Origin of the sequence: Longimycelium tulufanense (assembly GCF_014645795.1) — a bacterium.
GTDB classification, from domain to species: domain Bacteria; phylum Actinomycetota; class Actinomycetes; order Mycobacteriales; family Pseudonocardiaceae; genus Longimycelium; species Longimycelium tulufanense.
In genome coordinates this window covers 175,180-200,101 of the sequence record NZ_BMMK01000008.1, presented here as the reverse complement: position 1 = coordinate 200,101, position 24,922 = coordinate 175,180, and the positions used below count along the sequence as shown (strand labels likewise).

Genomic DNA, 24,922 nt, shown 5'->3' with positions numbered 1-24,922 from the left:
TGCGGGAAGCCCAAGCACGTGACGGGCCGTGGTGATCGGCGCCGGTGCCGTCACGGTCCACCGAGACTGTCGCGGTGCTGGTCGGTGTTGGTCAACGGGTGCAGATGCCCGCTCGGCCTGGACGACCGGGCTCTAGCGGGACGAGTTTCCGGCCGGCTTACGGGCGACGACGCGTTCAACTATGCCGAGCGTGAACCGCTGGCTGTGCTCAACTGCGAGTCCGGTCGCATGCACCTGGTGGAGTGGCCGCCGCAGGAAGTGCTCACCTACGAGGGGAACCGTGACCAACTCCATCAGTCGCTGCACCACACGTAACGCCCACACGGAACTGGCAATGTGATCGACGAGGATGAGGCGGCCTCCGGGACGCAGGACCCGCCGCATCTCCCCGACCGCCCGGTCGGGATCCGGGATCGTGCACAGTCCCAGCGTGCACACCACGGTGTCGAACGTGGCCTCGGCAAACGGCAGCTCGTGCGCGTTGCCCTGCAGCAGGGAGACTTCACGACCCAGTTCGGTGGCTCGGCCACGGGCGATCTCCAGCATCGCCTCGCTCAGATCGATTCCGGTCAACCGGACGTGCTCGGGGTACTCGGCCAGGTTGAGGCCGGTGCCGACAGCCACCTCGAGAACGTCGCCGGTGGCACGCGAGCAGGCCCACGGCCGGGACCCGCGGAGGAAGACACGGTCCATCCACCGCATCTGACGGTCATAGGTGCGAGCCTGCCTGTCCCAGCCGCGGTGCCATCGCTCGCCGCGGCTGTCCTGTGACGCCATGCGGCTCCTTCCTTCACCGAGCCATCCACAACACCGAGGCCAGTCTACGACGGAACCCGTATCAGCCGGCCTTCCTCAGCATGCGTAACCCACCCATACCGAGCCGATACCGCCCGGACTGTGGTCCCGCGCCCGCTCGGGGCAGGGCTTTCCCTGCACTGTCCCGACCCGCGTAGCCGGATTCCGATTTCCTTTCCCGCCCTGCGTGCCCGAAGGGGCAGATCGGTGCCCCAAGGCGCCGAGATCAACTGTGGGGCTGGAAAACACCGCGCACGCTCCTCGATCATCGCCTTGTCCAACTCGGCTCCGTCGACCGCACAGGTGCGATGAGCTGAGTTCATGGTGTTGTGTCTCTGGGAGAAAAAGACGGTGGGAGACAGCGGGGACACCGCCGCGGCGGCGCCCGCCCCGGCGAGCATTGCTCTGGAGCGGACAGCGGAGCAGGTCGGCCAGCTCAGGAAGGACATTCGGGTGGGCCAGATCGTGCTCGACCCGGCGGCCGGTGAACAGCTCAAGAGTGCTCTGCGTGATCAGCTCGACCTGACCGATGCGTGGCTGGAGCGGGCCCGGGGAATGGGCCGCAGGGTCCCGCTCGGCGCCAATCCGGTCGGTCAGGCGATGGCGGAGAAGTTCCAGCACCGGGCCGAAGGTGCCGACGACTCCTGCACGGCGGTCCTCGAGCGGTACCGCACCGCGTTGGCCGATGCGCACGATGCCGTCGAGGAGGCGATGCGCCGCTACCGCGAGGTGGACGAGGCGCAGGCCCAAAGCTTCACCCGGCTCGCGACATGAACAGACGGCTGTTGGTGCTGCTCCCGGCCATGCTGGTCGGCGCCTGTTCATCCGCGCCACAGCCGGCAGTTCCCGTGACGCGGCCGGCGTCGAGCAGCTCGGTCGGCTCCGTCCCGGACCCTTGCGATCTGGTCGATCCGGCGGTGGCCACCGACCTGGGCCTGCCGCAGGGGCGAAGAGGCACGTTCGGGGGCAAGCCGGAGTGCCAGTTCCGGGCCGGTGGTCCGGTCGGTGGCCGGGTCCTGCTCGACCCGGGGCCGGGCGCGGCGCCGGAGAAGCTGCGCCCGCATACCGGGGACACCGTCACGTCGCTGGAGATCTCGGGCCGTCCGGCCCGGCAGGAGGCCGGCGCGAACCAGCGGACCTGCAGCGTTGTGATCGGGTACGGCGCCGATGGTTCGGCGACCGTGGACGCGTCCACCCGATCGGCCGGCGAGCCGTCGACGGCCTGCGCGATCGCCAGGAAGTTGGCCGAGTCCGTGGCACGACGGCTGCCACGGTGAGGGATCCGAGATGAGAGGGCATGTACCTGGAGAGCACGCCAGAGGCGGATCTGGCGCTGACCGACAGTCCCAACTGGGCGGCAATGTCGCACCGCGAGCTTTACCGGGCGGTGCACGACGGCAACGACCCGGGCCAGGCCTACTCGCTGGCGCAGGAGTGGACCGACCTCGCCAACGAGATGATCACCTCCTCGCCGCAGTTCGCCCAGCGCGTCAACGGAACCGAAAGCGGATGGCAGGGCAGCGCGCCCGACGCCGCCCGTGCGGCAATGATGCGGCTGGCCACCTGGAGCGAGTCCTTCGGCCAGAACGCGCACCAGATGGGCGCGAAAGTCGCCAACCAGGCCCAGATCGCCGAACAGGCCAGGGCGACCATGCCGGAGCCGGTCGACTTCGACTACAACCAGGCCCTGGCGCGGTTCGGTCCCCGAACGAACGGTGACCTGGCCGCCTTCCAAGCCCTCACCCAGGATCTCCAGGCCAGGCAGGCGGCCGCGAACGCGGCACACCAGCACGCGATCGACGTGATGGTCGCGATGGAACAGCAGTCGCGGACAGTTGACGCCACCACTCCCCTGTTCGCGCCGCCGCCTACGGTTGTCGACGAGGCACGTACGCCAATGCGGTTGGTAGGGACCCAGGATCAGGGCGACACCACGCTGGGCAGGATCGAGGCAGATCGATTTCCTGCTTTTTCCGCACCGGGAACCGAAAACGAGGGCAGCGTCTCGTCCGAGGTGTCCGTTGCCTCCCCATGGAGTGCTGGCAGCGGCGAATATGGCGCCGGCAGCACCGAAGACGGCGCGGGCAACACCGGAGATGCAGCAGGTCACGGTGACGTCCGGCCGCAGTTCGTCAATGCACCCCATGTTGTCGACCCGACAGCGGGCACGGGGATAGGCGGATCGCCCAGCGGCGGTACCGCTTACGGCAACCAGGACTTCAGCCACTCTCGGCCCGCAGCCACATCTCCGCAGTTCACGGGCAGCACCCTCCCGAACGCCAACAGCACGGCGCCCAGTGGCTTCATGCCGGTGAGTGGTGGCGTCCACGACACCGTGCGCTTCCCCCCGTCGAACCATCTGTCGAACCTGCCGAACCCCGTTATCCCCGAGGTACCGAGCTACGGCCCTGCGAGCTACGGCGGAGCACCACAGGTTCCGAATGCCAACCCTTGGCAGGGCACGACGAACCCCACGTCCCCCAAGTACCCGAACGCGACGAATACCGGTTCCGGTGGGCATTCCTCCTCGGCCAGCCGGCCCAACATGCCAAACACACCGAATTGGCGAACCGGAACGGGCATGCGTGGCCCGGGCTTCGGGGACGAACCCGGCGTCCGGCCGGGCACCGGGTCGGGGGGAATGGCCCAGGGTGCCACCGCCGGGGGTACCGGTTTCGGTGGTGCGCGAGGTGGAGCTGGCTTCCGGTCAGGTGCCGGATTCGAGGCTCTGTCCAGCGATCCTTCTGGCGAGTATGGACGCGGTTCCGGACCAATGGCTCCCGGCGGGACCACGGCCGCACGGGGCGTCGAAGCCCGCATGGCGGGTTTCGGCCCGACCGGCGCGTCGGCGATGCCCGGCAATGGTTCCCGACCCGGCACCACACCTCCGATGGGCGCCGGCGGCGGGGGCGTCGGTTATCGCGGTGAGGAGGACAAGGAACACCGCGCGCCGGGCTACCTCAAGGGCGACGACCTCTTCGAAGCCGATGTCGACCATCTGCCACCAGCAGTCATCGGGGTGACCTTCAAGAAGCGGGATTACCACCAGAGGCCGAAGAGCGATGGCTGAGCACGACTTCAGGCTGACCACCGCCGCGCTGGATATCGTTTGGCACGACCGCGAACTGGGAACCATGCCCTACCCGGTGGACCTGCAGAGCCATGGACGCACCATGGCGGAACGGGCCGCGCTCCGCGACGCCGTGCACGCCGACCTCACCGCAGATGGCCTGCTGCAGCGGGGCCGGTTGGAGCCCGACCTCGAGGACCTGCTTTCGGTGCTGTCGAAGCCACATCTGGTGCTTGACGTCGTCGGCTACACCGATCGTCCACTGCGTGCGGTGGCCGCCACGGACGGTATGAGCGCAGCGTTGGTTGTGCTCGACGGTGACGTGGCTGGGATCTCGGCCATCCGCACCACCGGGTTGGCTTCCGCCGTGGTCGGCCTGCTGCCGAGCCGACCAGCCGGCGACGGCCACGCGATGACGGTGCCGTTGGCCGCGTTCTCACAAGCCATCGACCGGGACGAACCCTTCGCCGATCCGGACCGGGACGAGCGTTCGGCGTTGGTGCACGCCGGGGTCGCGCGGCGAGAGTCCCGCGAGCTGGTCGACCTGGCCGCGTCGCGGGTCGCCGGTGGCCAGTTCGGCGTCAGCCGCTCCGAGCCCTACCGCAGCGACCGATACCGATGTGGGTCCGTGGTCAGCTGGTTCGATACCGACCGTGGCCGCTATCTGGCCGTACCCGACGGCACCTGGCTCAGCATCGCCCCAACCGACAGCGCCCGGTTGGCCGCCCGTATCGACACCCTGCTTGCCGCCGCGCAAGCCTGATCCGACCGAGGTGACCGTGGACCAAGACCAGTGGCTGGCGGACTTCCAGGCACGCGTCCAGACCCTGCAGCAGCAGTCTCAGGAGCTTCAGGAGAACCTCGCCACCGCGACCACGACCGTGAGCTCGCCGGACGAGTCGGTCACGGTCACCGTGGCGCCCAACGGCGGCTTGCAGAACCTGGTTCTGGGCCACCGCGCGTGCGAGGCCGGGCCCGCGCGGCTGACGGCGATGATCATGGAAACGGTGCGGCAGGGACAACGGTTGGCGGCGCACAAGGTGGCCGAGGCGTTCGCCCCCATAGGGGCGGGCACCGAGGCCATGAGCATGCTCACCAGTCACCTGCCCGAACTCGACGAGGCCGACGAGCGGGAACTGGCCACGCACCAGGACCCCTCCACGACCGCACCGACCCCATCGACGCCGAGCGCCGTCTTCCCACCCAACACGCCACCGAGTACCCCGCAGACCCGACCGGCACCGCGGCCGCACCGCCAGGAACCGGATGACGACGATGACGTCGACCTGTGGTGACCGGTGTGCGCCTTCCCCAACTCCACGATGATCACGACAGGATGAAGCAGCTATGAGCGTCGTCGACGTTGGCGACAACTGGTCGAGCGGAGCCGGGATCGTCGACACCTTCAACGGTCTGGTGCAGACGATCGAGGACGAGTCGGCCACTGAGGGCGAGAAGGCACTGGGCGTTGCGGTCGGTGTGCTCGGCTCCGCGGCGGATGTGGCGTCGTTCGCGATGAACCCGCTTTCCGGTCTTCTCTCCGCTGGCGTCGGCTGGCTGCTGGAGCACGTCAGCTTCCTGCGGGAACCGCTGGACCGGTTGATGGGCGATCCGGTCGCGATCCAGGCGACCACCGACGAGATCCGCACGATCGCCCGGGAGGTCCTGGAAGTCGCCGAGCAACACCGCACGGCACTCTTCGGATTCCAGGGTTGGGACGGCGCGGCGGCCGAGTCGTTCCGGTCCAGCATGGACCGGCTGTCCGGTGAGATGAGCTCGTTGGCCAAGGCGGTCGGCGGTGCGGGAACCGTGGTGTCGATCTCGGGAAACCTGGTGGTCACGCTGCGGGAGATCATGCGTGACCTGATCTCGACGCTGATCGGTGAGCTCATCACCGGGGCACTCGTTGCGGCCGCGACGGCAGTCTTCACGTTCGGCGCCTCGATCGCCGGATACATCGGCTATGCGGTCGGCCGGGCGACCACCCTCGCCGCGAAGATCGGTGCAAAGATCGCCAAGCTGACGGCGGCGCTGGCCCGGCAGGGCGCCCGGCTCGGCCAGCTCGGCGAGATCATGTCCCGGTTGGTCGCCGGGCTCGACCGGTTCGCCAGCGCGGCCAACGCCGTTCAGCAGGCGGGAAGTGCCGCAGAGGGCGCGGAGGGTGTCGCCGCCCTGCTGGCCGAGTCGGCGGATCTGCCAAGCGTCAATCCCACGGTGGCCGATCCTGTTGGCCCACCGGTGGTCTCCCCTGCTGCGGTGAGTGATCTGCCCAGGTTCGGTATTGCCCCGGATCCCGAGCCCCGCGCGCCGTTCCACCCGATGCACCGGGTCAGCGAGATTCCGACGGTGAACCCCGTCAACGACGTTCCCACCGGTTCGCGTTCGCCCGCGAACTCGACTCCGACGCGGGCGGTTCCGCGTTCGGCCGACAACGGCCGACAACCCACCGTGCAGGAACTCGCCGACGCCCGGCGCATGCACCAGTGGGTCAGGGACACGGCGTCGTCTCGTCCGCCACGGTGGGCTGGCTGAGTCGTACCAGCAGCCCGGAATCCGACCAGTGCTGCCGAGCCACCGAGAGCAGCCACGTCCGACCGATCCCGGTCGGCCCCATGACCAGGATCAGCTGGCCCGCACCACAGCGTGCCTGGGCACCGGCTTCGGCCAGCAGACGCAGCTCGTCGCGCCGGCCGGTGACACGGCCCCCGCGGTCCGGCGTCCCCTCCCCACCCCGGAAGGCCGTCACGTCCCACCCTTCCCCCCGTCGCAAGATCGCTCGAAGATTACCCGATCGGGCGACACGTATCGGTGACCGAAGCATTGTTGTCACGCCCGGCCGCCCAAAGTCTTCGGTTCCTGCGACGCGGCCTTCCGCTTAGCGTCGAACCTGGTCGGGCCCGCATCTGACGCCTGGACGTTCGCTCCGCCGCCCGGCCCCCCACTGCCGAAGCCCGGTCCGGCAGGGACCGGTCCGGAAGTGGCGGGAACCGATTCGGAACGCACGCACCCAGGGAGGACTCTGTGCAGGAGGGCGACACAGTGACGGTTGCGGTGGCCGTCCACGCATTCGATCCGGTGAGCCATGCGGGCCTGACCGCTCTGCTTCGGGACAGGCCGGGGATTCGTCTGGTGCCACGCAGCGACGTCCGCGCGGCCCAGGTGATCGTGATCATCACCGACAGGGTTGGTGCGGAGGTCCTCATGCGGATGCGTGACATTGCCCGGCAGGGGTGTGCGCGGCTGGTTCTCGTGGCCGACCATGTCACGGAACAGGAGCTGTTCTCCGCCGTGGAGTGCGGACTTGCCGGACTCGTCCCACGGGCTGAGAGCACCGGGCCGCGCCTGGTGGCCGCCATCCTGGCGGCGAGGAGCGGTCACGGCCAGCTTCCGGGAGATCTCCTGGGTGTGCTGCTACGGCAGGTCCGCCACCAACCACAGCGACTGGCGGCCTCCCGGGGGCTGGGCCTGTCCCGGCTGGAGCCGAGGGAAGTCGACACGCTTCGGTTACTGGCGGAGGGATTCAACACCGCGGACATTGCGGCCAAGCTCGCCTATTCCGAGCGAACCGTGAAAAACGTCATCCACCGGATCCTGCACCGACACGGGCTTCACAACCGACCCAACGCCGTCGCCTGGGCCGTACGGGAGGGCCTCATCTGAGCCGACGCGGAAACGACACCAGCAGCTTCGGCAATGCGAACCATGCCACGACGGCGCCCTGCTCTCACCCGCCAGCTCGGGCTGTATCAGTAGATCGAGTGACCACGGAGTGTGGGTGATCACATTCGCGCCTAGGATCCCGGCAAGCTGTGCCGCCACAGGCGAGGTGATCGGGTGATGGAGCGATCCCACATCGGAAGATCCACCCGACGGCGGTTTCTCCTTGGCACAGCGGGCGTCATCGGCGCAGCCGCGCTCGGCACGTCAGGGTCCCCGGCCCGGGCCGCGGCTCGGGTGGCACGGCCCACCGTCGCGGTGCTCGGCGGGGGCGTGGGTGGGCTCAGCGCCGCCCACGAGCTGGCCGAACGCGACTTCGCGGTGACGGTGTACGAGCGTCGGGCGCTCGGTGGCAAGGCTCGAAGTATTCCCGTTCCCGGGACGGGGCAGGGCGGTCGGCGCGACCTTCCGGGCGAGCATGGGCTGCGGGCGGTTTTCGGGATATACCACAACCTTCCCGACACCCTGCGTCGCATTCCGTTCCCAGGGAATGCGAACGGGGTGTTCGGCAACCTGGTCGACGTACCGCAGGTCGCACTGGCCCGTTCAGGCGGACGGGAGGACCTGCACCTGTCGGTTCCGATGAGCGAGCCGGCCATGGTCCCGGCCACGCCCGAGCAGTTGATCGCCAACCTGCGTGCCCTCATGGAGACCGCCGCGCACCTGCCTCCGACGGAGGCACTGGCGTTCGCCAACCGGATGTTCGTCTACCTGACGAGCTGTGACGAGCGCCGGCTCGGCCAGTGGGAACACACGCCGTGGTGGGACTTCATCCGCGCCGAGCAGATGTCCGAGGACTACAGGCGGCTCTTCGGCAGCGGTGCGACCAGGCTCGTCATCGCGAGCCGCCCCCAGGAGACCAGCGCGCACACGGTCGCCTCCGTGGCCGAGGCGTTCTTCTACAACATCCAGGGACGCGGCAGCGACGGTGCGCCGACCCGGATCCTGAATCTGCCGACGAACGAGGCATGGATCGACCCGTGGGAGACCTACCTGCGTGGCCTGGGCGTGCGGTTCCACGTCGGCTGGACGGTGCGGGACCTGGTGATGGACGGCGGACGCGTCGCAGCCGCCGAGGTGACCGATCCGCGGGGCGACCGACAGCGGATCACCGCGGACTTCTACGTGTGCGCGATGCCGATCGAGCGGGCCCGTGCGGTGTGGAACGACCAGGTGCTGGCGGCTGATCCGCGGCTCGTCCAAGCCGCGACCCTGCCCACGGAATGGATGACCGGTATTCAGTACTACCTGCGCCGGCCGGCACCGATCCTGCCCGGCCACGTCCTCTACATCGACTCGCCCTGGGCGCTGGTCTCGGTCAGCCAGGCGCAGTTCTGGCCGGGCCGGAACCTGCCGGCCGACTACGGTGACGGGACCGTCGCCGAGTCGCTGTCCGTGGTCATCTCCGACTGGGACACCCCGGGTCCGGTGTCCGGCAAGCCTGCCAGGGAGCTGAGCGCCGAGCAGGTGGCCGCCGAGGCCTGGACACAGCTGAAGGACCATCTCAACGACACCGGCCGGCAGGTCCTCACCGACGCCGATCTGGTGACGTGGTTCCTCGACCCGGCCGTCACCGGCCTCGGCGGCCCGAGTCCCACCCACGAGGAGCCGCTGTTGATCCACCCGGTGGGTTCCTGGCAGCGCCGGCCGTCGGCCCGCACGGCCATCCCCAACCTGGTGCTGGCCGCGGACTACGTGGCCACCAACATGAACCTCGCCACCATGGAAGGCGCCAACGAGGCAGCGCGGGAAGCCGTGAACGCCATCCTGGACGCCATGGGCTCCAGCCACCCCCGCGCTCCGATCCGCACCCGCTACCGGCCTCCGGAGCTCGACCTGGTCAAGGAAGAGGACCTCGCCCGGTACCGACAGGGGCTGCCCAATCGCTTCGACACCGGTTGAGCCGAAGCTCCCGAAGGGTCCGACAGCACATCCGCGGTTGCGACAGAGTCTAGGGAGAACCAACTCATGGGCCCAGGCGAACACAACGGCAACGGCCTGCGGGTGACAACCGGCACCGACGCACGTAACCTCCGGGACTTCGTGAAGGTGTGGGACGTCATCTACGCGGACGATCCCTACGCCGTTCGGGCATTCCCCAAAGACGTCATTCGCGCGCTGGGCAGGACCGACCGCTATCTGAGTCGCGGACACCGCGAGGTCTTCATCCTTCGCTCCGCCGAGGGCAGGCCGCTGGCTCGCGCGGTCGCCTGGTTCGACCCGGTGAGCGCACACTACTTCGACGCGCCGACGGGATTCTTCTCCCACTTCGAATGTGTGGAGTCCGTTGCGGCCGCGAAGAATCTACTCGCCGCGGTCAGCAGCTGGCTGTCGGGATTGGGCGCCCAACAGGTGATCGGCCCCATGTCACCCAAGCTCACCGACGCGCGGGGCGTGCTGGTCACCGACCCGGAACGCCCGTTGTACGGCACACCGTACAACCTGCCGTACTATCCCGATCTCCTGGCGCAGGTCGGGCTCTCCCCCATACAGGACTTGTTGCGGCTCACGATATCTCTCGCGGACGACTACCCTCAGGTGCACCAGCTCGCTGATCAGGCGAAGCGACGGCTCGCCGGACTGGTGGTCCGGGAGGTCCGGACCGCGGACCTGGAGAACGAGGTGCGCACGATCGTCGAGTTCTACAACCGCACCTGGGTGGACAACTGGGATTTCCTTCCGCAGGACCCGGACGAGTTCTGGGAGGTCGCGCGGGAGTTCCGGCGGATCTACCGGCCGGAGTACGGGGTCATCGCCGAGGTGGACGGCGAGATCGCGGGTGTGCTGATCACGGCTCCGGACGTCAACCAGGTCCTTCATCCGATGCGGGGCCGCCTGTGGCCGCTGGGCTGGCGGCATCTGGTGCGCAAGCCTCGTCGAATACGGGAGTTCCAAACCATCTTCATGGGCATCGACCAACGCTTCCGGTTCGCCGGCATCGAAGCGGTGCTGATCTCGGAGCTGTGGCACCGGATGATGTCGAAGCATGATGTGCGGCGCGTGCACGCCACCTGGATCCTGGAGTCGAACACCTGGATGCGTCGGCTGGCGGAACGTGTCGCTGGTCCCGAAAACATCGTGTGTCGCCGTTCCAGGATCTATCGCGGTGACATCGCCAACTGGGTCTGAGGGCGATGCTCCCGACCCGCGATCTTCCATAGGCGGTCGCAACAGTGCGACGACGCACGGATAGTACTGGATCAGCGGTTCGCCGAGTACCGCTGCATCGACGGGTCCTCCAAGGTGCGCCGAAGCCCCTCACGAAGCCGTATCTCGGGCTGGAACTGCAAGTCGCGCACAGCGCGGTCGATCGTGCAGGTCCACGCTTCGCACCGCGCCTCGCGGATCGTGTCGCGATTGATGACGGGGCGCCAGCCATTCCGGCTCAGCAGAAGCTCAGCCGCAGCCGCACCCAGCCAGGCAACTCCCGCCGGAACCCGCACCAGACGTGGCGGGCGTCGGCTCAGGGCTCGGGCCAGTTCGGCACCAATGTCCCTCGCGTCGTGCTCAACTCCATCGGAGACGGTATAGACGCCGGCGGTGAGGTTTTCTCGGCTCAACGTACGACCCCGTTCGGCCGCTGCGAGTAGAGCACGGCAGAGATCGTCGACGTGGATGAGGGAGTACAGGCGTGCTCCTGCCCCACACGTGAGGAACACATGTCGACGAACCATGGCGATCAGGGGAGGTAGAAGGTCACGGTCTCCCGGACCATAGACAAGGGGCGGACGCACCACGACGCCCGCCACCCGATCAGATACGGCGCGCAGTGCCTGTTCCCCCGCGAGTTTGCTCCGGCCGTACGGCGAGAGTGGAGCGGGTGGTTGCTCCTCTCGTCGCGGGTGGCCGGCACGAGCTGGGCCAGCGGCGGCCAGCGACGAGCAGTACACCACCCTCGGTGCTGGGGACATCACTGCCACCGCCGCATAAAGTCTCCGACTCCCCACCGCATTGACTCGGAACAACCTGACTGTGTCACCGGTCTTGCACGCAGCCAGGTGCACCACGCAGTCGACCCCACGCAATGCCTCTACCAGTCCTTCACCCGTGGTCAGATCTCCCTTGACGGACCGGATCGCGGGCAACTCGCGCGCCTCGTGCAGTTGCGGATCGCGAACCAGTGCAGCGAACGTGTGCCCACGCTCGACGACCTGTCGTGCGAGCTGCTGGCCGATGAACCCTGTCGTGCCGGTGATCAGAAAATGCATGGTGTCCCTCGAGGCATCAGGACAGCTCTGGTTCGCCAGCTGCGACGCCGACGCCCAGGCACAACACGATGTGGTCCTACGTGGTCCTACCGGTTCTGTACCTGCTGCCGAACCTGGTCGAGGCGGGGCAGAGCAGCCAGGACCGTCTCTCCTGCCACACCGAAGTCCACGAGTGAGGCCACCTCGTCGACCCCGATCTCGGTGAGCTTATGGACAAAGTCGACGCACGTGGACACCGACCCGAAAAGCGCCGCGGTACGGAAGTACCGCTCGAAAGCGAAGTCGAGCATGCGCTCCCGGTCCACCTCACCGAGGTTCCGGCACTCATGCTGCCAGAGGTCGATGGAGGAGCTGAGGTAGTCCCGGAAGGGCTTGTACACCACTTTGCGTGCGGCCTCATCACTTTCGCCGACGAAGGTGTGCACCATGAGGGTGACCCGCCCGGTAGCCGGGTCGTGCCCATGCCGCTCCCGCGCGGACCGGTATGCTGTGATCTTCGGTCTCAGGGCGTCAACGCTCTGGAACAGCAGCCCGGTCAGCACATTGAGGCCACGGGCGCCGGCCTGTTCGAAAGACGCCGGGTTGGCGGTGCAGGTGAGCCAGACGTTCAGCTCCTGCTGCATGGGCCGAGGGTAGGTGAGTATCTCGACGTCGTCACCGTAACCGTTGCGCCGGTTCAGCTTCTTGCCCTTCCACAGGTCACAGATGACCGAGACGCCGTCCAGAGTGTGGTGACGGCGATCGTCGTACCGATCGGGGGCGAGCACGAAGTCGTTGGCGTTCCAACCGGTCGCCAGCGCGAGGTCGACTCGACCGCGCGAGAGGTTGTCCACGAAGGACCAGTCCTCGACGACGGTGAGCGGGTCGTGCAAGGGCAACACGACGCTGCCGGCTCGAAGCCGTATCCGTCGGGTGGTCGATGCCAGCGCCGCGGCGGCCAATGCCGGGTTGGGGTATGCCCCGCCGAATGGATGGAAGTGGCGTTCGGGCAACCACAACGCGGTGAACTCGTGCTCGTCGGCGAACCGCGCCGTCTCCACGAGCAGGTCGTACTCCTCCGGAGGATCGGTGACCTCCCTGTTGGCAAAGTACAACAAGCTGAAATCCATGGTCGGCCACACACCCCTTCTGTTCGAGGATCTCGGGCAGAAACCCTGTTCGCACGCGGCCAGCCGTGCGACGTGCTCGCCAGGCCGGTGACCGCAGCGCCCTGGCAGGCTACAGTTATTCCTGTTGGTGCTCTTCGATGACAACGCGCCGGACGGGGTAAGCGTCCTCGATGTCGCCCGCCAGGTAGGCGGCGGCCAGAGCGGAACGCTTCGCCTTGCCGCTCGTTGTCCTGGGCACCGACCCAGGCGGCCCAACAAACACGTCCCGAGCACGAATGTGAAACTCCCGAAGCAGGGTGAGACGTGCGGCCGCCGCCGCATCGGCGGGCGTGGTGCCGCGGCGTGCCTCCAGGAACACGAGTACGGACTCGGCCATATGGTCGGAGTCCTTGGCAGCTACCACCACCGCTGCGGTCACCCCATCCGGCCGAGCCGCCAGGACCGCAGCCTCCAGGTCCGGGGGCGCGAAGATCCGGCCGTCGTGTTTGAAGACCTCCTTGATCCGGCCGACGACGAAGACTTCGCCGTCGACCATCACACCAAGGTCACCGGTGGGAACCAGCCCGTCCTCCCTAACGGGATGTTCCTGTCCGGAGGAGTTGATCACAGAGCGCGCGGCTGACTGTCCACCGATGTACAGTTCACCGACCTCACCCTCGTCCAGCACCTGTCCGGCCTCGGAGAGAACGCGTACGGAGGTTCCCGGGAGCGGGGCGCCGTGGCCGATGAGGACGGGATGTCCATTACCGGTGCTGCTCGTCGTGGAGACCGGGTGACCCACCAACATCGTCTGACGATCGAACTGCCGCAGCGTGCTGGGAGTACGTGGGGTGCGCACCGCGACCCCAACACAGTTCTCCGCCAGTCCGTAGGCGGGTATCAGGGTGTGGCGTTGAAGTCCCAGCGGCGCTAGGAGATCCTCGAACTCATCACACAGCTCGGGAGCAATTGTCTCGGCACCGATGATGGCCGCACGCAGTCCGGACAAGTCGCATCGTGCAAGCCTGTCGAGTCCGGAGTGGAGCCGTCTGACCACCATGGCGTAGCCGAAAACTGGGCTGGACGTGTGGGTTGCCCTGAACTGGGAAAGCTCCGAGATCCACTGTTCCGGACGTCGGATAAACGTCCATGGGTCCATGACACGCAGAGCGGCCCCTCCATAGAGGGTAGTGCCGAAGCAGCCGAGTAGTCCCATGTCATGGGAGAAGGGAAGCCAGCTGACGGTGCGGTCGGCGTGGCCCAGACCGAGCCGTCCGGTGAGGCCTGCCAGATTCGTCGCAACATTGCGGTGGGTGAGGACTATGCCCTTGGGGGCGGAGGTGCTGCCTGAGCTGAACTGGATCAACGCGGGTTGGTTCACGTCGAGTTCAACGGGCTGCTCTGGCGATGGTGGCGACAGCACCCCGGCTACTTCGGGCAGTGGTATCACCGTTGCGGCCGAGCCTGCCGCCTCGAACACCGATCGGTACACGTCTGTCCTACCGGCAGAAGCCAGGCACCAGCGTGCGCGGCTGAGGGAAACCGCGCTGACGGCCATGCGATGGTCATGGCTGCTGATGCTCCTGACCCGCTGCAGCGGAACGAGTACGCCACCGGCTGCGAGCACGCCGACAAGGGAGACCATGAGGTCCATCGACGTGCTGGTGTCGATCGCCACCCGGTCTCCCGGCTGTACCCCCCGAGCGTGGAGTTCCTGGGCGCAACGCAGGGCACGCGCCCAGAAGCTCGGGTAGCTGAGTTGGCCAGCGTCTGACCCACTGGTTTCGATCGAACCCGGTGCGCCGCTGGTGGCATGGTGCCGCACGGCGTCGACGAGGGTGGCGTGCGGAGTTGGGGCATCCATGCTGCGGTTCGTGCCGTCCATGCACGCAGCCATCTACCGGTTCCTCGCCTTCTGCTCCGTAGCCGGGGTCGGCACTAGCTGGGCGTAGCCGGTCCGGACACCCGAAGTCGCCCGCCCCGCGGTCTCAGCCCTGTGCTCACGATGCGACCTCCGTCTGCTCAACGGCGCGTTCGACAGCATCGGTGATCACCGCGAGCAAGGCCTGGAGCGGCATCGACGGCGTCACGCGCTCGGCGAGAAGCTGGGTGTCCAACTGCGCGCCGATCACGTTCTCCAGGGCAACGACGAACTCGGTGAGCACCATGGAGTCAAGGCCGAGTTCCTCGATGGTCATCTCGTCGTCCAGATGACGGGCGTCGATGTTCAACCGGTGAGCAAGTATCTGCTTGGCCCTGGACACGGTCAGGTGCGGCGTTGGAGGATTCGAAGGCTGGTCGGCCATTTCCACCCCTTCACCTCCGCGGGTCGGCACCTTACCGGCCAACGTCGACCCGGGCCGGCCGGCTTCGTTCCGTGCCGACGCCCAGGAATCCGCGCTGTTGTCTGAGTAGACACCGGCACGTGGTAAGGCACGGTAACCAGACACTCAACCGGCATCGTGGAGGAATCCCCGTCAGGTGCCAATCTTCACCCCTTCAGGGAAGCGACCAGGGACACGGTGCCACGAGCTTGGGGGCAGGGCGAGCACACGTTCTGCTGTAGCCAACGCGACGAAGCTGGGCACGGGGAGCGCTCCTGCACCCGCGGTCACAGCCGGTACATCGGCGGGGTGTACACACCGGTGTGTGAGTCGCGCCGGAGTCCAACGTGCGCGATCATCCACAGGGCGTAGCAGCGCGATCACCAACCGGTTCCGGTGAAGAAGGAGGATCGCATGACTGACATCTTCGGTCGGTGCCGCGCCTGGTCAGCCTATCGAGCACAGTTGGACCCCGCGATCTATCCCTACTTCCGCTCCATCGCCAGCCGACAGGACGGAACCGAGGTGGAGGTGGACGGTCGGCGCCTGATCATGGCCGGCTCGAACGACTATCTGGGGCTGTCGTGCGACCCACGGGTCATCGACGCCGCGGCTCGAGCCCTCGCCCGGTTCGGTACATCGTGCTCGGGCTCACGGCTGCTCAACGGCACGCTCACCCTGCACGAGGAACTGGAGTCGGAGATGGCGCGGTTCCTCGGCCGGTCGGCAGCGGTCGTGGTCACCACGGGCTTCCAGACGAACCTCGCGGTGGCGGCACTGCTGGACCGGGACTCCGTGGTGTTCGCGGACCGACACAACCACGCGTCCCTGGTGGACGCCGTACAGCTCGGCGCCAGCAAGCACCGGCGCTACCGGCACAACGACATGGCTCACCTTCGGCACCTGCTGGAGACCACGGAGTCGGCGGGAAGCCGTTTGATCATCACCGACGGAGCGTTCTCGATGGGCGGGGACATCTGCGATCTCCCGCAGATCGTCAAGCTCGCCCAGATGCACAGCGCCCGGGTGGTAGTGGATGGCGCACACGATGTCGGTCTCCTTGGGGAGCGGGGTCGTGGCGTAGCCGAGCATTTCGGCGTCGAGGAGCAGGTTGACCTGGTCATCACCACACTGTCCAAGTGTTTTGGTTCGTTGGGTGGTGTCTTCGCCGGCCCCGCCGAGGTCATCGACTACGCGCGCCACCACGCGCGATCGATTGTCTTCGCCGCGTCGCTGCCACCGGCCAACGTCGCGGCGGCGCTCGCCGCGTTGCGGATCCTCGAGTCAGAACCGGAACGGCGCCGTCGTGCCTTCCAGGTGGCCGAGCAGCTCAACAACGGCCTGCGTGCCGTCGGCTTCAACACTGGTGACTCCGTCACACCGGTGGTTCCGGTCCGGGCGGGTAGCAAGCTGGAATGTCTGCGGTTCTGGTCCGAGCTGTTCGCCGCAGGAATCTTCGTGAACGCCGTGCTCCCACCTGCTGCACCAGAAGGCACGGCAGTGATCAGAATTACGCTCTCCGCCCTACACACCGACCAGCACATCGATCGGATCATCGAGGAATGCACCGCGGTGGGCAGGCGGCTGGGTTTCATCCCGTCAACACCACCCATCAGTTTCGAACGGGTGAAGATGGCATGTTCGGTCTAGGCCGGCGTCGACACTCGATGCTCGTGGGCGATCAGTGCGTGTCCGAGTTGGGCCGCGTGCCGGGCAACGGCTCGGACCCACGTCGTATCGCCCACTTCAGTGACACCTACCTGCCGCGGCGATGTGGCGTAGGCACCTCGCTGCGCACGCTGTCCACCGCCCTCACCAACACCGGGTGTGACTGTCTGTCGGTCGTTCCCAGGCATCCACAGCTACCCACAGCGCCCGGCCTGCTGCAACTGCCGGCAATTCCAACCGGCCTACTCGGGCTTCGACTCGCGTGGCCGAGTCGACGTCATGTGGCCGTGATTGTGGACTGGCGGCCCGACCTGGTACACATACATACCCCCGGCCCCATTGGCCTCATCGGGGTGCTCACTGCCCGTCTTCTCAACGTACCGATCGTCCACACTTATCACACTGACCTGCACGGCCAGGCAACAGCGAACCGAGTACCCGTCACGCCGCTCCGGCTGGGCCTTCGCCTCTACGCGCACCAACTCCGCGTGCCACTTCCGCCCGTGGCGGGGGGTTTGGACGCCGTCATCGATGCGGCGAACGGTCTGTTGGTTCACGATGCCGACGCGGTGGTTATACCGTGCATGTCAATACTCAAACGAGTCACGCTACCGGTCCCGGCCGAGCGGATCTCTTGTGTACCAACGGGCCTGGCTCCACTTCCTGTCACTCCCGACTCTGCGGTCGATTTTCGGAAGCGGTACGGCATCCCCTGTACTGACCGCCTCGTGCTGTTCGTTGGTCGGGTAAGCCCGGAGAAGAACATGGATCTCCTTGTGACCGCGTTTCGCCATGTGCTCGCTCGGCTGCCGGACACCCGGCTAGTACTCGTCGGGCTGATCAACGGGTGGCGTTGGCTACGGGATATGTCCGCATCGGTGGCGGACCGGGTCACAGCTATCGGCCAGCAGCCGGCAACGACGGTTGCTGCCGCGTACGCCGCCGCCGATGTGTTTGCCTTCCCTTCTCTCACCGACACCCAGGGACTGACCCACCAGGAGGCCGCGCTCGCCGGGGTACCGACGGTCCTCGCTGATCTGGAACTGCATAAGTACGGGCCGCTGGCCGGTGCGACCGCGTACGCGGAACCGAATCCCGACACGTATGCCGAGGTGTTGTTGCGCCTGCTCACCAACCCTGCGGAAGCCCGGGCTCTCGGAGAGAAGGCCCGGCGACGCGCACGAAGCCACACTCCGAGCCGCTACGCCAACGACATGCGTGAGATATACGCCCTCGCCGCACGCCGCAGGGCCCAATCCGACGCTCAACGAACCTGACATCCTGATATTGACCCCAGCGACGTCTGCGTCTGCTTGGCTCACTTGGGACCGAGTGTCTGCGGCTTCTGGCAGCGGCCCGTTCGCACAGCCGCTTTCCGGGACTTGTTGCCTGAGCGACGTTAATCGTGATCGAAGCCGTCGCCTGTCAATCAAGTTCGGAATCTGAGAGCCGAGAAGCCCGTCCAAAGCGCGGTGCGGCTCCCAGCCTCACGGCTACCGGAACGGGTACCTCGGTAGCTCCCCTGCCCGGCAGCCACCAGTTCGCCCGGCCGGCCAGCCGCATCACGGCCGGTACCAACAGAACCCGGATCACCGTTGCGTCCAGCAGAACCGCCAGCGCGAGCCCGACCCCGATCATCTTCAGTACCAGAAGCTTGGACGTCGCCAGAGCGAGCATCACCACGGCGACGAGCACGGCGGCGGCCGTGAACGATCCAGCGGTTTTCTGCAGTCCCCGAGCGACAGCCGCGGTCGTACTCCCGACATGTCGGTACTCCTCGGCGATGCGCGACAGCAGGAAGACCTCGTAATCCATCGACAGCCCGAAGGCCACGAAGAACATCAGGAGAACGATGATCTGGTCGGTCACCCCGGTCACCTCGAAATCACCGACCAACCACCGAAGGTTCCCATCCTGGAAGACATAGACCAAGGCGCCGAAGCTGACGGTGAGGCTGAGTACGTTGAGCAGTAGAGCCTTCAGGGGAAGCAGCAGGCTGCGGGTGAACCGCAGCAGCAGCAGGAACATGCTTGCCGCAACGAGGGTGGCAGCCAGCGGGAACCACTCCCGGACTGCCGTGTCAACCTCGGCCATCTTCGCTGCGGAACCGCCGAACAACGCGGAGGTCGGAGCCGGTACGTCCTGCAGGCGTCGCACGAGGTCGCTGCCTTCGGCAGTGAACGGCTCCACATCTGGTGCCACCGAAAGCCACGTAGTTCCCGGAGATAGGAAGCGATCGGCCCCAGGCGTCGGCGGTAGCGCGGCACCGTCCCGGTAGGACCCGGTCGCCGCGTGGACGGTCCGAACCCCATCGACGTTTGACAACCGCCGGGCGTAGTCGTCGAGAGCCGCCGTCGACCGGACGGCATCGAAGTCAGCCAACACGACCTGAGCCGGCACCTGCTCCGCCGCGTCGAAGTCGTCGCGGAGCTGGTGTGCGGCATGGTTCACCGACGATGAGGGCGGTAGTGACCGGTCATCCAAGGCGCCGAAGGAGGCGTGGGTGAAGGGCGAGGCCACGGCCAGCAGAAGGAGCAGTATCGGACCGGCGATCAGGATCGGCCGTCGCATCACCCATGTCGCGAGCCGGTACCACATGTCGTCGGTGGCCCGAGAGCCGGAGAGACCGGTGATGCGTCGCAGCACCGGCCGAATGTTCCACAAGTTCACCCGATGCCCGAGCACCGCCAGCAGTGCCGGAACCACGGTGATCGAGAAGAGGGCGGCCAGTACCGTCACCCCGATCCCGCCGTAGGCGAACGAGCGCATCGCCGGTAGCGGGAACAACAGGAGTGCGGCGAGAGCGAGCACCATCGTGAGGGCACTCACGGTGATGGCTCGCCCCACGGTTCGCACCGCAATGGTGATGGCGACGGGTGTACTGCGTCCACGCGCCAGCTCCTCCCGGTACCGGGCGAGCAGGAACAGGCTGTAGTCCACAGCCAACGCGAATCCCAGGGCGGTGGTGATGTTCAGGGAGAACACCGAGACCGTGGTCACCTCGGCCAGACCACGGAGGATCGCTGCGGTGCACACGACGGCAGCGGTACCGATCACGAGTGGCAACAGTGCCGCCACTGCGCTTCCGAAGACCAGTACCAGGATGACCAGGGCGAGCGGGGCGGCCAGCAACTCACCCCGGTGCGCGTCCTCGGCGCTCTGCTGCCGGAGTTCCCGAACCACCGCAGCTTCTCCAGTCGCGACCACCTCCAGCGACCCCCAGGAACCGACCAGGGTGGGGAGCAGCCGGTCGGCAACATCAACGCTCCCCTCGCCCCCGATCAGGCGTACCAGGACGAGGGCGGAGCGGCCGTCGTGCGAGCGTAGGGTCGGCATGCCCGTCGACCAGTAGGACTCGACGGAGGACACATCCGGGTCCAGGCGGAGTTGGTCGGTAAGTGCCGTCCCGGCGGCCACCGCGTCCGGTGCGTCGACCGAGTCGGTGGCCGAGGCGACCAGCAGCAGGTTCGGGGTCTGGACGCCGAACCGCTCGGACAACAGCTGTTCCACCTGGGCCGACTCGGCATCGGCCAGGGTCCAGCCGCTCGAGGTGAGCCGGTTGATGGCGCCGTACCCCAGCACCGAGGCCAGCGCCACCACCGCCGCGAACAGCGCCAGCACGGTTCGGTGATGGTTGATCAGCCAGCGGGTGGTTCGTTCATCCCATCCGCCTCCGGTGTCGGTGGAGAACCTGCCCGCGACCGGAGACCCGGCATTCCACCCCATTCGGCCCTCCGTAGGCCGCGCGACACCCACTCACTGGCTGTGCATTCCTACCCGTGCCAAGAAACAAGCCGAGGCGCCTGACCAACCGGAATGATCTCACGCCGACGGACTCGCCTCCAGTAATACCGCAGCAGGGCGACGCCCGCCGGCCAACGACCCCCCTTGACCTCGGGGAACCACCGGTTTGAGTGGTTCCTCCGCAGCCCGGCCAGAAATCGCCTTCGAGCCCCGCCGGTGATCTTGTAATAAACGATCACCCGGTGCTCAAATGCCGCGAGACACATAACCCGCGAACCGACATGGCGCAACTCGGCGCCGCCAGTAGTAACACGAATGTGGATCGTGTCCGACGGCCCGGTCGCCCCTTTGTCAGCCGACGAGCTCCCGCTCCAGCGGCGTGCGGTAGCTGGGGGTGATGCGGGTGTCGCCGAGCCAGTCGGCGAGTTCCTCCGCCTGTGCGGCAACTGATCGCTCCGCTTCCTACCGACCTCGTGCAGGAAGCGCCACGCGATGCTGCCGTCGGGGAGCTGTGCCCAGGCTCCGACGATGCGGCCGTCGGCCCACACCGTGGGGCCGATGTTCCCGTTGCGGTCGAACAACGCGGGGACGTAGGACGAAGGCCCTGGAAGAACAGGACATCCGCGCGGTGTGGGAGCTGTTCGCTCCGGATGCCAGCCTGCATTCGCTCGCACGGTCCCAACCCTTCGCGGGTCGCGACGCTATCGGGAAGTGTCTGGGGCTCGCGAACACCTACGTGGAGGACGTCCGGGTCGTTGGCGAGCTGAGCGGCTGGTTGGAGCAGAACGATGACGACTCCGTGGAGACCCACGGCCTGCTCCTGCGCGTCACTATGGAGGATGCGCCGGTGGACCTCGTCGACGTCATCACCCTCGACCGCCACGGGCTGGTGACCTCGGCGACCGTGTTCGCCTCCACACGGTCGTTTCGCGCGTTCGAGAACGCGTTCGCTGCGGCGAGCTGAGGCTTGGCGGTTAACAGCGCTTCCCGACCGGAAGCATTCTGGTATTCAAGGCAACGAACAGCAACAGAGCCGCCACCTGGACACCCGCAACGACAAGAACCGTGAGATGGATCGAGTAGGCGTAAAGCGCACCGATCAACGTTGAGCCAATCAAGGTGGCGGTGCCGAGACCGGCAGCAAAGACGCCGTAGGCGGTGCCGCGGCGCGCCGGGGGAACGAGGTCGGCGACGGCCGCCCGCATCGTGGACTCCTGCACGCCCAGAACCGCACCCCACAGCAGCACGCCGACAATGGCCAACCCAGGGGTGGCGGAGAACGCCAGCACCGGAATCCCCGCTGAGATCACCGGCACGACCATCAGGCTGCGCCAGCGGACGCGATCGTAGAGCCAGCCGGTGATGACCGCCGCCACGGCATCGACTCCCATTGCCGCGGCATAGATCACCGGGATGGCCGCGGCCGACACAATCTCGCGGGTGGCCAGGTGGAAAGCCAGCACACCGAAGGTGGCGAAACCCAGCGTCGTGAGCACCGTGAAGGCCAGGTAGCCCCAGAATGCGCGCGGCATCCCCGGAGCACTTCGCGTCGAGCCGGCGCGGGTCGCCGAGGCAGGGCCCATCTCGTAACGGCTGGGATCGGGTACCCGAGCCCGCAGGCGCAACAGCAGCACCAGGACCACCACTCCGGGCAGGGCCAGGGCCCAGAACGCCGGCCGGTAGTCACCGCCGGACAGGAGCAGGATCCCGGCGATCGCGAGTGGCCCCAGGACCGCCCCGATCTGGTCCAGGGCCTCGTGAACGGCGAACCCGCGTCCCCGACCGGTCACCGCGGTGGCGTGGGAGAGCAGCACGTCCTTGGCGGGGCTGCGGATTGCTTTGCCGGCGCGTTCGGCGATCACCAACGTGGCGGCCAGCCACAGCGCCGCGGTGAACCCGAGCAGCGGCACCGCCACCACCGTCAGGGTGTATCCGGCCAGGGTCAGCGGCCAGTAGGCCCGGGTGCGGTCGGCCAGCGGACCGGTGGCGAGCCGGCCGGCGAAGGCCATGGCCTCGCCCAGGCCGGTGATGAGCCCGACCAGCGCCGCGCCGGCTCCGAGGGAGGCCAGGAACGGGCCGGTGACCGCCCGCGCGCCCTCGTAGACCACGTCGGCGAGCAGGCTCACCACCCCGAAGCCGAGCACGAAGCGCCAGGCGGACACCCCGCGCGCCGTCACACCGGCTGCCTTCGCCGTCGTCACATCAGCAGAGTGCCGGTCAGGAGCGCATCGGAACAGACCTGTAGCGGTGGCCATCGCCACGGTCCTCTCGACGCCTCCCGGCGCGCCCAGGCGGGTCAGGGCGCGGCTCGGTGTCCAGAAGATCACCTGCGTCGTCGCCTGCTGCGGAGCTGCCACACCAGCTCCCCAGCCCCCGAGCCGCCGGTGAGCCGGCCGAAGACCCGCCGGGCCACCTGGTCACCCAGGGCCATTGGTCGGCCTCGCGAGCGTCAGGCTGCCCTACCGGCGGTCTCGAGCGCGTGCCCGCGTGGAAGGTGGACGCACGCCCACTTTGTCACTTTCCTAACAATGCACACGAAATTTCGCCTTTGTCGGCGTGTGCTCACAATACGCATGCTGGCATGGCGCGGAGGTGGGTCCGATGAGCGTCGAGCCTCGGCGGCCTTCCCGGAGGCAGGTTCTCAAGGGCGCCGTCGTGCTCGGGGGCCTGGGCACGCTGGCCACGGTCGGCGGCGTGGCCGTCTGGCACTGGACCGGCTCGCCCGAGGGGACGCCGGTGCCGCCGTTGGCCCCCGGCGAGCGGCCGTCACTGGAGGCGCTGGCCGACGCGGTCACCGCCGGCGGCACCGGTAAGGACGGGATCCCGTCGATTGACCGTCCGCGGTTCGTCCCCGCCGGCGACGCCAGCTTCCTCGGTGACGACCAGCCGGTGTTCGGCCTGATCCACCGCGGTGAGGTCCGCGCCTATCCGCAGCTGGTCCTGGTGTGGCACGAGATCGTCAACGACACCGTGGCCGGTGAGCGGCTCACCGTGACCTACTGCCCGCTGACCGGCACGGTCATCGGGTTCACGGGGGTTCCCGGCGGGCCCGAACTGACCTTCGGCACGACCGGCAACCTGGTCAACTCCAACCTGCTGATGTACGACCGCCAGACGAACTCGGAGTGGCCGCAGATCCTGGGCACCGCTATCCGTGGCCGGCACAAGGGACGGCGGCTCGGAACGGTTCCCCTGGTGTGGTCGACGTGGAAGGCTTGGCGCGAGAAGCATCCCGACACCCAGGTGTTGTCCACGAACACCGGATCGCTGCGGCGCTATGGCAGTGATCCGTACGGCTCCTATCCGGGACGCAGCGGCTACTACTTCGAGGGCGGACCGTTCTTCCCCGTGCTGGTGAGCGATGGCCGTTTTCCCCCGAAAGACATCGTGATCGGAGTCCGGGGCGGTGCCGCTACCGTTGCTGTTCACCGTGACCTCGTGCGGCGTGAGAAGTCGGTTCCCGTCTCCCTGGCCGGTGAACGCCTCTCAGTTGTGTGGGACGAGACCCTCGAGACAGCACGTGTTGTTGGTGGCGAGGGCAGGGTTGACGCGCTGGATGCGATGTGGTTTTCCTGGTACGCCTTCTATCCCGACACCGAGGTCCTGCGGTGAGCCGCGTGGTCGCGTTGCTGGGCAGGGTCGGAGATGTCGCCGACTCGATGGTGTCCGCCGCGCGCGCCATGCCCGGAGCCCTACGCACTGCACTCGCGGTACCTCGATACCGCCGGGTGGGCCTCGGGGCGACCGTCGTGGCGCTGCTGCTGTACCTGCTGGCCATTGGTGACATCGCGGTCGGCGGCGCGAGCCGTGTTGCTCGGTCACCCGGCGCCTCATGGATCGAGGCAACTCCGGACTGGGCTGACCGGCTGTTCCGCGCCCGAGCGCCCTACCTGTTCGAGCCGGTGCTCGCGGTCCACCCGCTGCCGCAGGCCACGATCCTGCTCAGTCCGATCAACGTGCTCCTCGGAGGTGTGCTCGCCGCGTTGGTCGGGCTCAACCTCACCGTCGCGCTCACCGCGGCAGCCCAAGCCACCTCCTGTCGGCGTGTCGGTTATGGCCGGCTGCTCGCCGCGCTGCCAGCGTTGCTGACCGGAGTTGCTTGCTGTGTGCCGACCTTTCTCATCATCTTGGGGAGCAGCACGGCCGCCGTGCTGCTCCCCGTTGTGACACCACTGCGGATGCTGTTCTATCCGCTGTCGCTCGCCCTGCTCGCGGCAACGCTGCTGTGGGGTACGCACAGGCTCCAAGGCATCAGCGTCTCGTGAGACAACTCGCGAGTGCTCGATGGAGCATGGTCGATGGGGTTTT

General features: G+C 67.4%; 22 protein-coding genes. 14 read left to right on the top strand and 8 right to left on the bottom strand.

Going from position 1 to position 24,922, the window contains the following annotated elements:
• Positions 1-132 precede the first annotated feature (132 nt).
• Positions 133-777 carry a class I SAM-dependent methyltransferase gene (locus IEY55_RS11090; protein WP_189056718.1) on the bottom strand — a complete coding sequence of 215 codons (645 nt, stop codon included), beginning with the start codon at positions 775-777 and terminating at the stop codon, positions 133-135.
• A 339-nt stretch (positions 778-1,116) separates the two neighbouring features.
• Here IEY55_RS11090 and IEY55_RS11085 point away from each other — a divergent pair, with 339 nt between their 5' ends.
• The 6 genes from IEY55_RS11085 to IEY55_RS11060 are packed head-to-tail and all read left to right on the top strand — an operon-like array spanning position 1,117 to position 6,397.
• Positions 1,117-1,569, top strand: coding sequence for a hypothetical protein (locus IEY55_RS11085; RefSeq protein ID WP_189056716.1), 453 nt, complete (start codon positions 1,117-1,119; stop codon positions 1,567-1,569).
• A complete protein-coding gene (locus IEY55_RS11080; RefSeq protein ID WP_189056714.1) occupies positions 1,566-2,072 on the top strand; it encodes a DUF3558 family protein in 507 nt (168 codons plus the stop codon). Before IEY55_RS11085 ends, IEY55_RS11080 begins: the two co-directional genes overlap by 4 nt.
• Positions 2,073-2,092: 20 nt before the next feature.
• Entirely contained in the window at positions 2,093-3,865 is a 1,773-nt protein-coding gene (locus IEY55_RS11075; RefSeq protein ID WP_189056712.1) for a PPE domain-containing protein, read from the top strand.
• Positions 3,858-4,628 (top strand): ESX secretion-associated protein EspG, encoded by a 771-nt coding sequence (locus tag IEY55_RS11070; protein WP_189056710.1) that lies wholly within the window; start codon positions 3,858-3,860, stop codon positions 4,626-4,628. The genes IEY55_RS11075 and IEY55_RS11070 overlap by 8 nt, the downstream gene beginning before the upstream one ends.
• A 16-nt stretch (positions 4,629-4,644) precedes the next feature.
• Complete coding sequence (locus IEY55_RS11065; RefSeq protein ID WP_229686262.1) at positions 4,645-5,160, top strand: YbaB/EbfC family nucleoid-associated protein; 516 nt, start codon at positions 4,645-4,647, stop codon at positions 5,158-5,160.
• A gap of 52 nt (positions 5,161-5,212) precedes the next feature.
• Positions 5,213-6,397, top strand: a complete 1,185-nt coding sequence (locus IEY55_RS11060; protein WP_189056709.1) for a WXG100 family type VII secretion target — start codon at positions 5,213-5,215, stop codon at positions 6,395-6,397.
• Here IEY55_RS11060 and IEY55_RS11055 read toward each other — a convergent pair.
• Positions 6,354-6,611 carry a P-loop NTPase family protein gene (locus IEY55_RS11055; RefSeq protein ID WP_189056707.1) on the bottom strand — a complete coding sequence of 86 codons (258 nt, stop codon included), beginning with the start codon at positions 6,609-6,611 and terminating at the stop codon, positions 6,354-6,356. The genes IEY55_RS11060 and IEY55_RS11055 overlap by 44 nt on opposite strands.
• Positions 6,612-6,886: 275 nt before the next feature.
• Between IEY55_RS11055 and IEY55_RS11050 the strand changes: the two genes are divergently transcribed.
• The 3 genes from IEY55_RS11050 to IEY55_RS11040 all read left to right on the top strand — a co-directional run bounded on the left by IEY55_RS11050 (position 6,887) and on the right by IEY55_RS11040 (position 10,711).
• Positions 6,887-7,525, top strand: a complete 639-nt coding sequence (locus IEY55_RS11050; protein WP_189056705.1) for a response regulator transcription factor — start codon at positions 6,887-6,889, stop codon at positions 7,523-7,525.
• 177 nt (positions 7,526-7,702) lie between these two features.
• On the top strand, positions 7,703-9,484 hold the full coding sequence (locus IEY55_RS11045; protein WP_189056703.1) for a hydroxysqualene dehydroxylase: 1,782 nt from the start codon (positions 7,703-7,705) through the stop codon (positions 9,482-9,484).
• Between the two features lie 66 nt (positions 9,485-9,550).
• On the top strand, positions 9,551-10,711 hold the full coding sequence (locus tag IEY55_RS11040) for a GNAT family N-acetyltransferase (protein WP_189056702.1): 1,161 nt from the start codon (positions 9,551-9,553) through the stop codon (positions 10,709-10,711).
• A 71-nt stretch (positions 10,712-10,782) separates the two neighbouring features.
• Here the strand turns inward: IEY55_RS11040 and IEY55_RS11035 are convergent, their stop codons facing one another.
• From IEY55_RS11035 to IEY55_RS11020, 4 genes are all read right to left on the bottom strand, one after another.
• The gene (locus IEY55_RS11035; protein WP_189056700.1) at positions 10,783-11,790 is read right to left on the bottom strand and encodes an NAD-dependent epimerase/dehydratase family protein; all 1,008 of its coding nucleotides are present in this window, start codon (positions 11,788-11,790) and stop codon (positions 10,783-10,785) included.
• An 86-nt stretch (positions 11,791-11,876) separates the two neighbouring features.
• Positions 11,877-12,899, bottom strand: coding sequence for a MupA/Atu3671 family FMN-dependent luciferase-like monooxygenase (locus IEY55_RS11030; RefSeq protein WP_189056698.1), 1,023 nt, complete (start codon positions 12,897-12,899; stop codon positions 11,877-11,879).
• Between the two features lie 115 nt (positions 12,900-13,014).
• Positions 13,015-14,775 (bottom strand): AMP-binding protein, encoded by a 1,761-nt coding sequence (locus IEY55_RS11025; RefSeq protein ID WP_189056696.1) that lies wholly within the window; start codon positions 14,773-14,775, stop codon positions 13,015-13,017.
• Positions 14,776-14,878: 103 nt separating this feature from the next.
• The gene (locus tag IEY55_RS11020) at positions 14,879-15,184 is read right to left on the bottom strand and encodes an acyl carrier protein (protein ID WP_229686270.1); all 306 of its coding nucleotides are present in this window, start codon (positions 15,182-15,184) and stop codon (positions 14,879-14,881) included.
• A gap of 432 nt (positions 15,185-15,616) precedes the next feature.
• On the opposite strand from IEY55_RS11020, the gene IEY55_RS11015 reads away from it, so the two are divergent.
• Together IEY55_RS11015 and IEY55_RS32775 are read left to right on the top strand one after the other, a co-directional pair.
• Positions 15,617-16,852 carry an aminotransferase class I/II-fold pyridoxal phosphate-dependent enzyme gene (locus IEY55_RS11015; protein WP_189056692.1) on the top strand — a complete coding sequence of 412 codons (1,236 nt, stop codon included), beginning with the start codon at positions 15,617-15,619 and terminating at the stop codon, positions 16,850-16,852.
• Positions 16,765-18,147: a glycosyltransferase gene (locus IEY55_RS32775; protein WP_308424744.1), complete on the top strand. Its 1,383-nt coding sequence runs from the start codon at positions 16,765-16,767 to the stop codon at positions 18,145-18,147. The genes IEY55_RS11015 and IEY55_RS32775 overlap by 88 nt, the downstream gene beginning before the upstream one ends.
• 148 nt (positions 18,148-18,295) lie before the next feature.
• Here the strand turns inward: IEY55_RS32775 and IEY55_RS11005 are convergent, their stop codons facing one another.
• On the bottom strand, positions 18,296-20,596 hold the full coding sequence (locus IEY55_RS11005) for an MMPL family transporter (RefSeq protein WP_189056688.1): 2,301 nt from the start codon (positions 20,594-20,596) through the stop codon (positions 18,296-18,298).
• A 646-nt stretch (positions 20,597-21,242) separates the two neighbouring features.
• Here IEY55_RS11005 and IEY55_RS11000 point away from each other — a divergent pair.
• Positions 21,243-21,578 carry a hypothetical protein gene (locus IEY55_RS11000; RefSeq protein WP_189056686.1) on the top strand — a complete coding sequence of 112 codons (336 nt, stop codon included), beginning with the start codon at positions 21,243-21,245 and terminating at the stop codon, positions 21,576-21,578.
• 10 nt (positions 21,579-21,588) lie between these two features.
• Here the strand turns inward: IEY55_RS11000 and IEY55_RS10995 are convergent, their stop codons facing one another.
• Entirely contained in the window at positions 21,589-22,971 is a 1,383-nt protein-coding gene (locus IEY55_RS10995; protein WP_229686261.1) for an MFS transporter, read from the bottom strand.
• 244 nt (positions 22,972-23,215) lie between these two features.
• On the opposite strand from IEY55_RS10995, the gene IEY55_RS10990 reads away from it, so the two are divergent.
• Positions 23,216-24,226: a DUF3179 domain-containing protein gene (locus IEY55_RS10990; RefSeq protein ID WP_189056684.1), complete on the top strand. Its 1,011-nt coding sequence runs from the start codon at positions 23,216-23,218 to the stop codon at positions 24,224-24,226.
• The gene (locus IEY55_RS10985; protein ID WP_189056682.1) at positions 24,223-24,879 is read left to right on the top strand and encodes a hypothetical protein; all 657 of its coding nucleotides are present in this window, start codon (positions 24,223-24,225) and stop codon (positions 24,877-24,879) included. Before IEY55_RS10990 ends, IEY55_RS10985 begins: the two co-directional genes overlap by 4 nt.
• Positions 24,880-24,922 lie beyond the last annotated feature (43 nt).

Coding starts and splice junctions, on each gene's coding strand:
- IEY55_RS11090 (WP_189056718.1), bottom strand. CDS start 777: ATGGCGTCACAGGACAGCCGCGGCGAGCGATGGCACCGCGGCTGGGAC.
- IEY55_RS11085 (WP_189056716.1), top strand. CDS start 1,117: ATGGTGTTGTGTCTCTGGGAGAAAAAGACGGTGGGAGACAGCGGGGAC.
- IEY55_RS11080 (WP_189056714.1), top strand. CDS start 1,566: ATGAACAGACGGCTGTTGGTGCTGCTCCCGGCCATGCTGGTCGGCGCC.
- IEY55_RS11075 (WP_189056712.1), top strand. CDS start 2,093: ATGTACCTGGAGAGCACGCCAGAGGCGGATCTGGCGCTGACCGACAGT.
- IEY55_RS11070 (WP_189056710.1), top strand. CDS start 3,858: ATGGCTGAGCACGACTTCAGGCTGACCACCGCCGCGCTGGATATCGTT.
- IEY55_RS11060 (WP_189056709.1), top strand. CDS start 5,213: ATGAGCGTCGTCGACGTTGGCGACAACTGGTCGAGCGGAGCCGGGATC.
- IEY55_RS11045 (WP_189056703.1), top strand. CDS start 7,703: ATGGAGCGATCCCACATCGGAAGATCCACCCGACGGCGGTTTCTCCTT.
- IEY55_RS11040 (WP_189056702.1), top strand. CDS start 9,551: ATGGGCCCAGGCGAACACAACGGCAACGGCCTGCGGGTGACAACCGGC.
- IEY55_RS11035 (WP_189056700.1), bottom strand. CDS start 11,790: ATGCATTTTCTGATCACCGGCACGACAGGGTTCATCGGCCAGCAGCTC.
- IEY55_RS11030 (WP_189056698.1), bottom strand. CDS start 12,899: ATGGATTTCAGCTTGTTGTACTTTGCCAACAGGGAGGTCACCGATCCT.
- IEY55_RS11025 (WP_189056696.1), bottom strand. CDS start 14,775: ATGGCTGCGTGCATGGACGGCACGAACCGCAGCATGGATGCCCCAACT.
- IEY55_RS11020 (WP_229686270.1), bottom strand. CDS start 15,184: ATGGCCGACCAGCCTTCGAATCCTCCAACGCCGCACCTGACCGTGTCC.
- IEY55_RS11015 (WP_189056692.1), top strand. CDS start 15,617: ATGACTGACATCTTCGGTCGGTGCCGCGCCTGGTCAGCCTATCGAGCA.
- IEY55_RS32775 (WP_308424744.1), top strand. CDS start 16,765: ATGCACCGCGGTGGGCAGGCGGCTGGGTTTCATCCCGTCAACACCACC.
- IEY55_RS11005 (WP_189056688.1), bottom strand. CDS start 20,596: ATGGGGTGGAATGCCGGGTCTCCGGTCGCGGGCAGGTTCTCCACCGAC.
- IEY55_RS10990 (WP_189056684.1), top strand. CDS start 23,216: ATGAGCGTCGAGCCTCGGCGGCCTTCCCGGAGGCAGGTTCTCAAGGGC.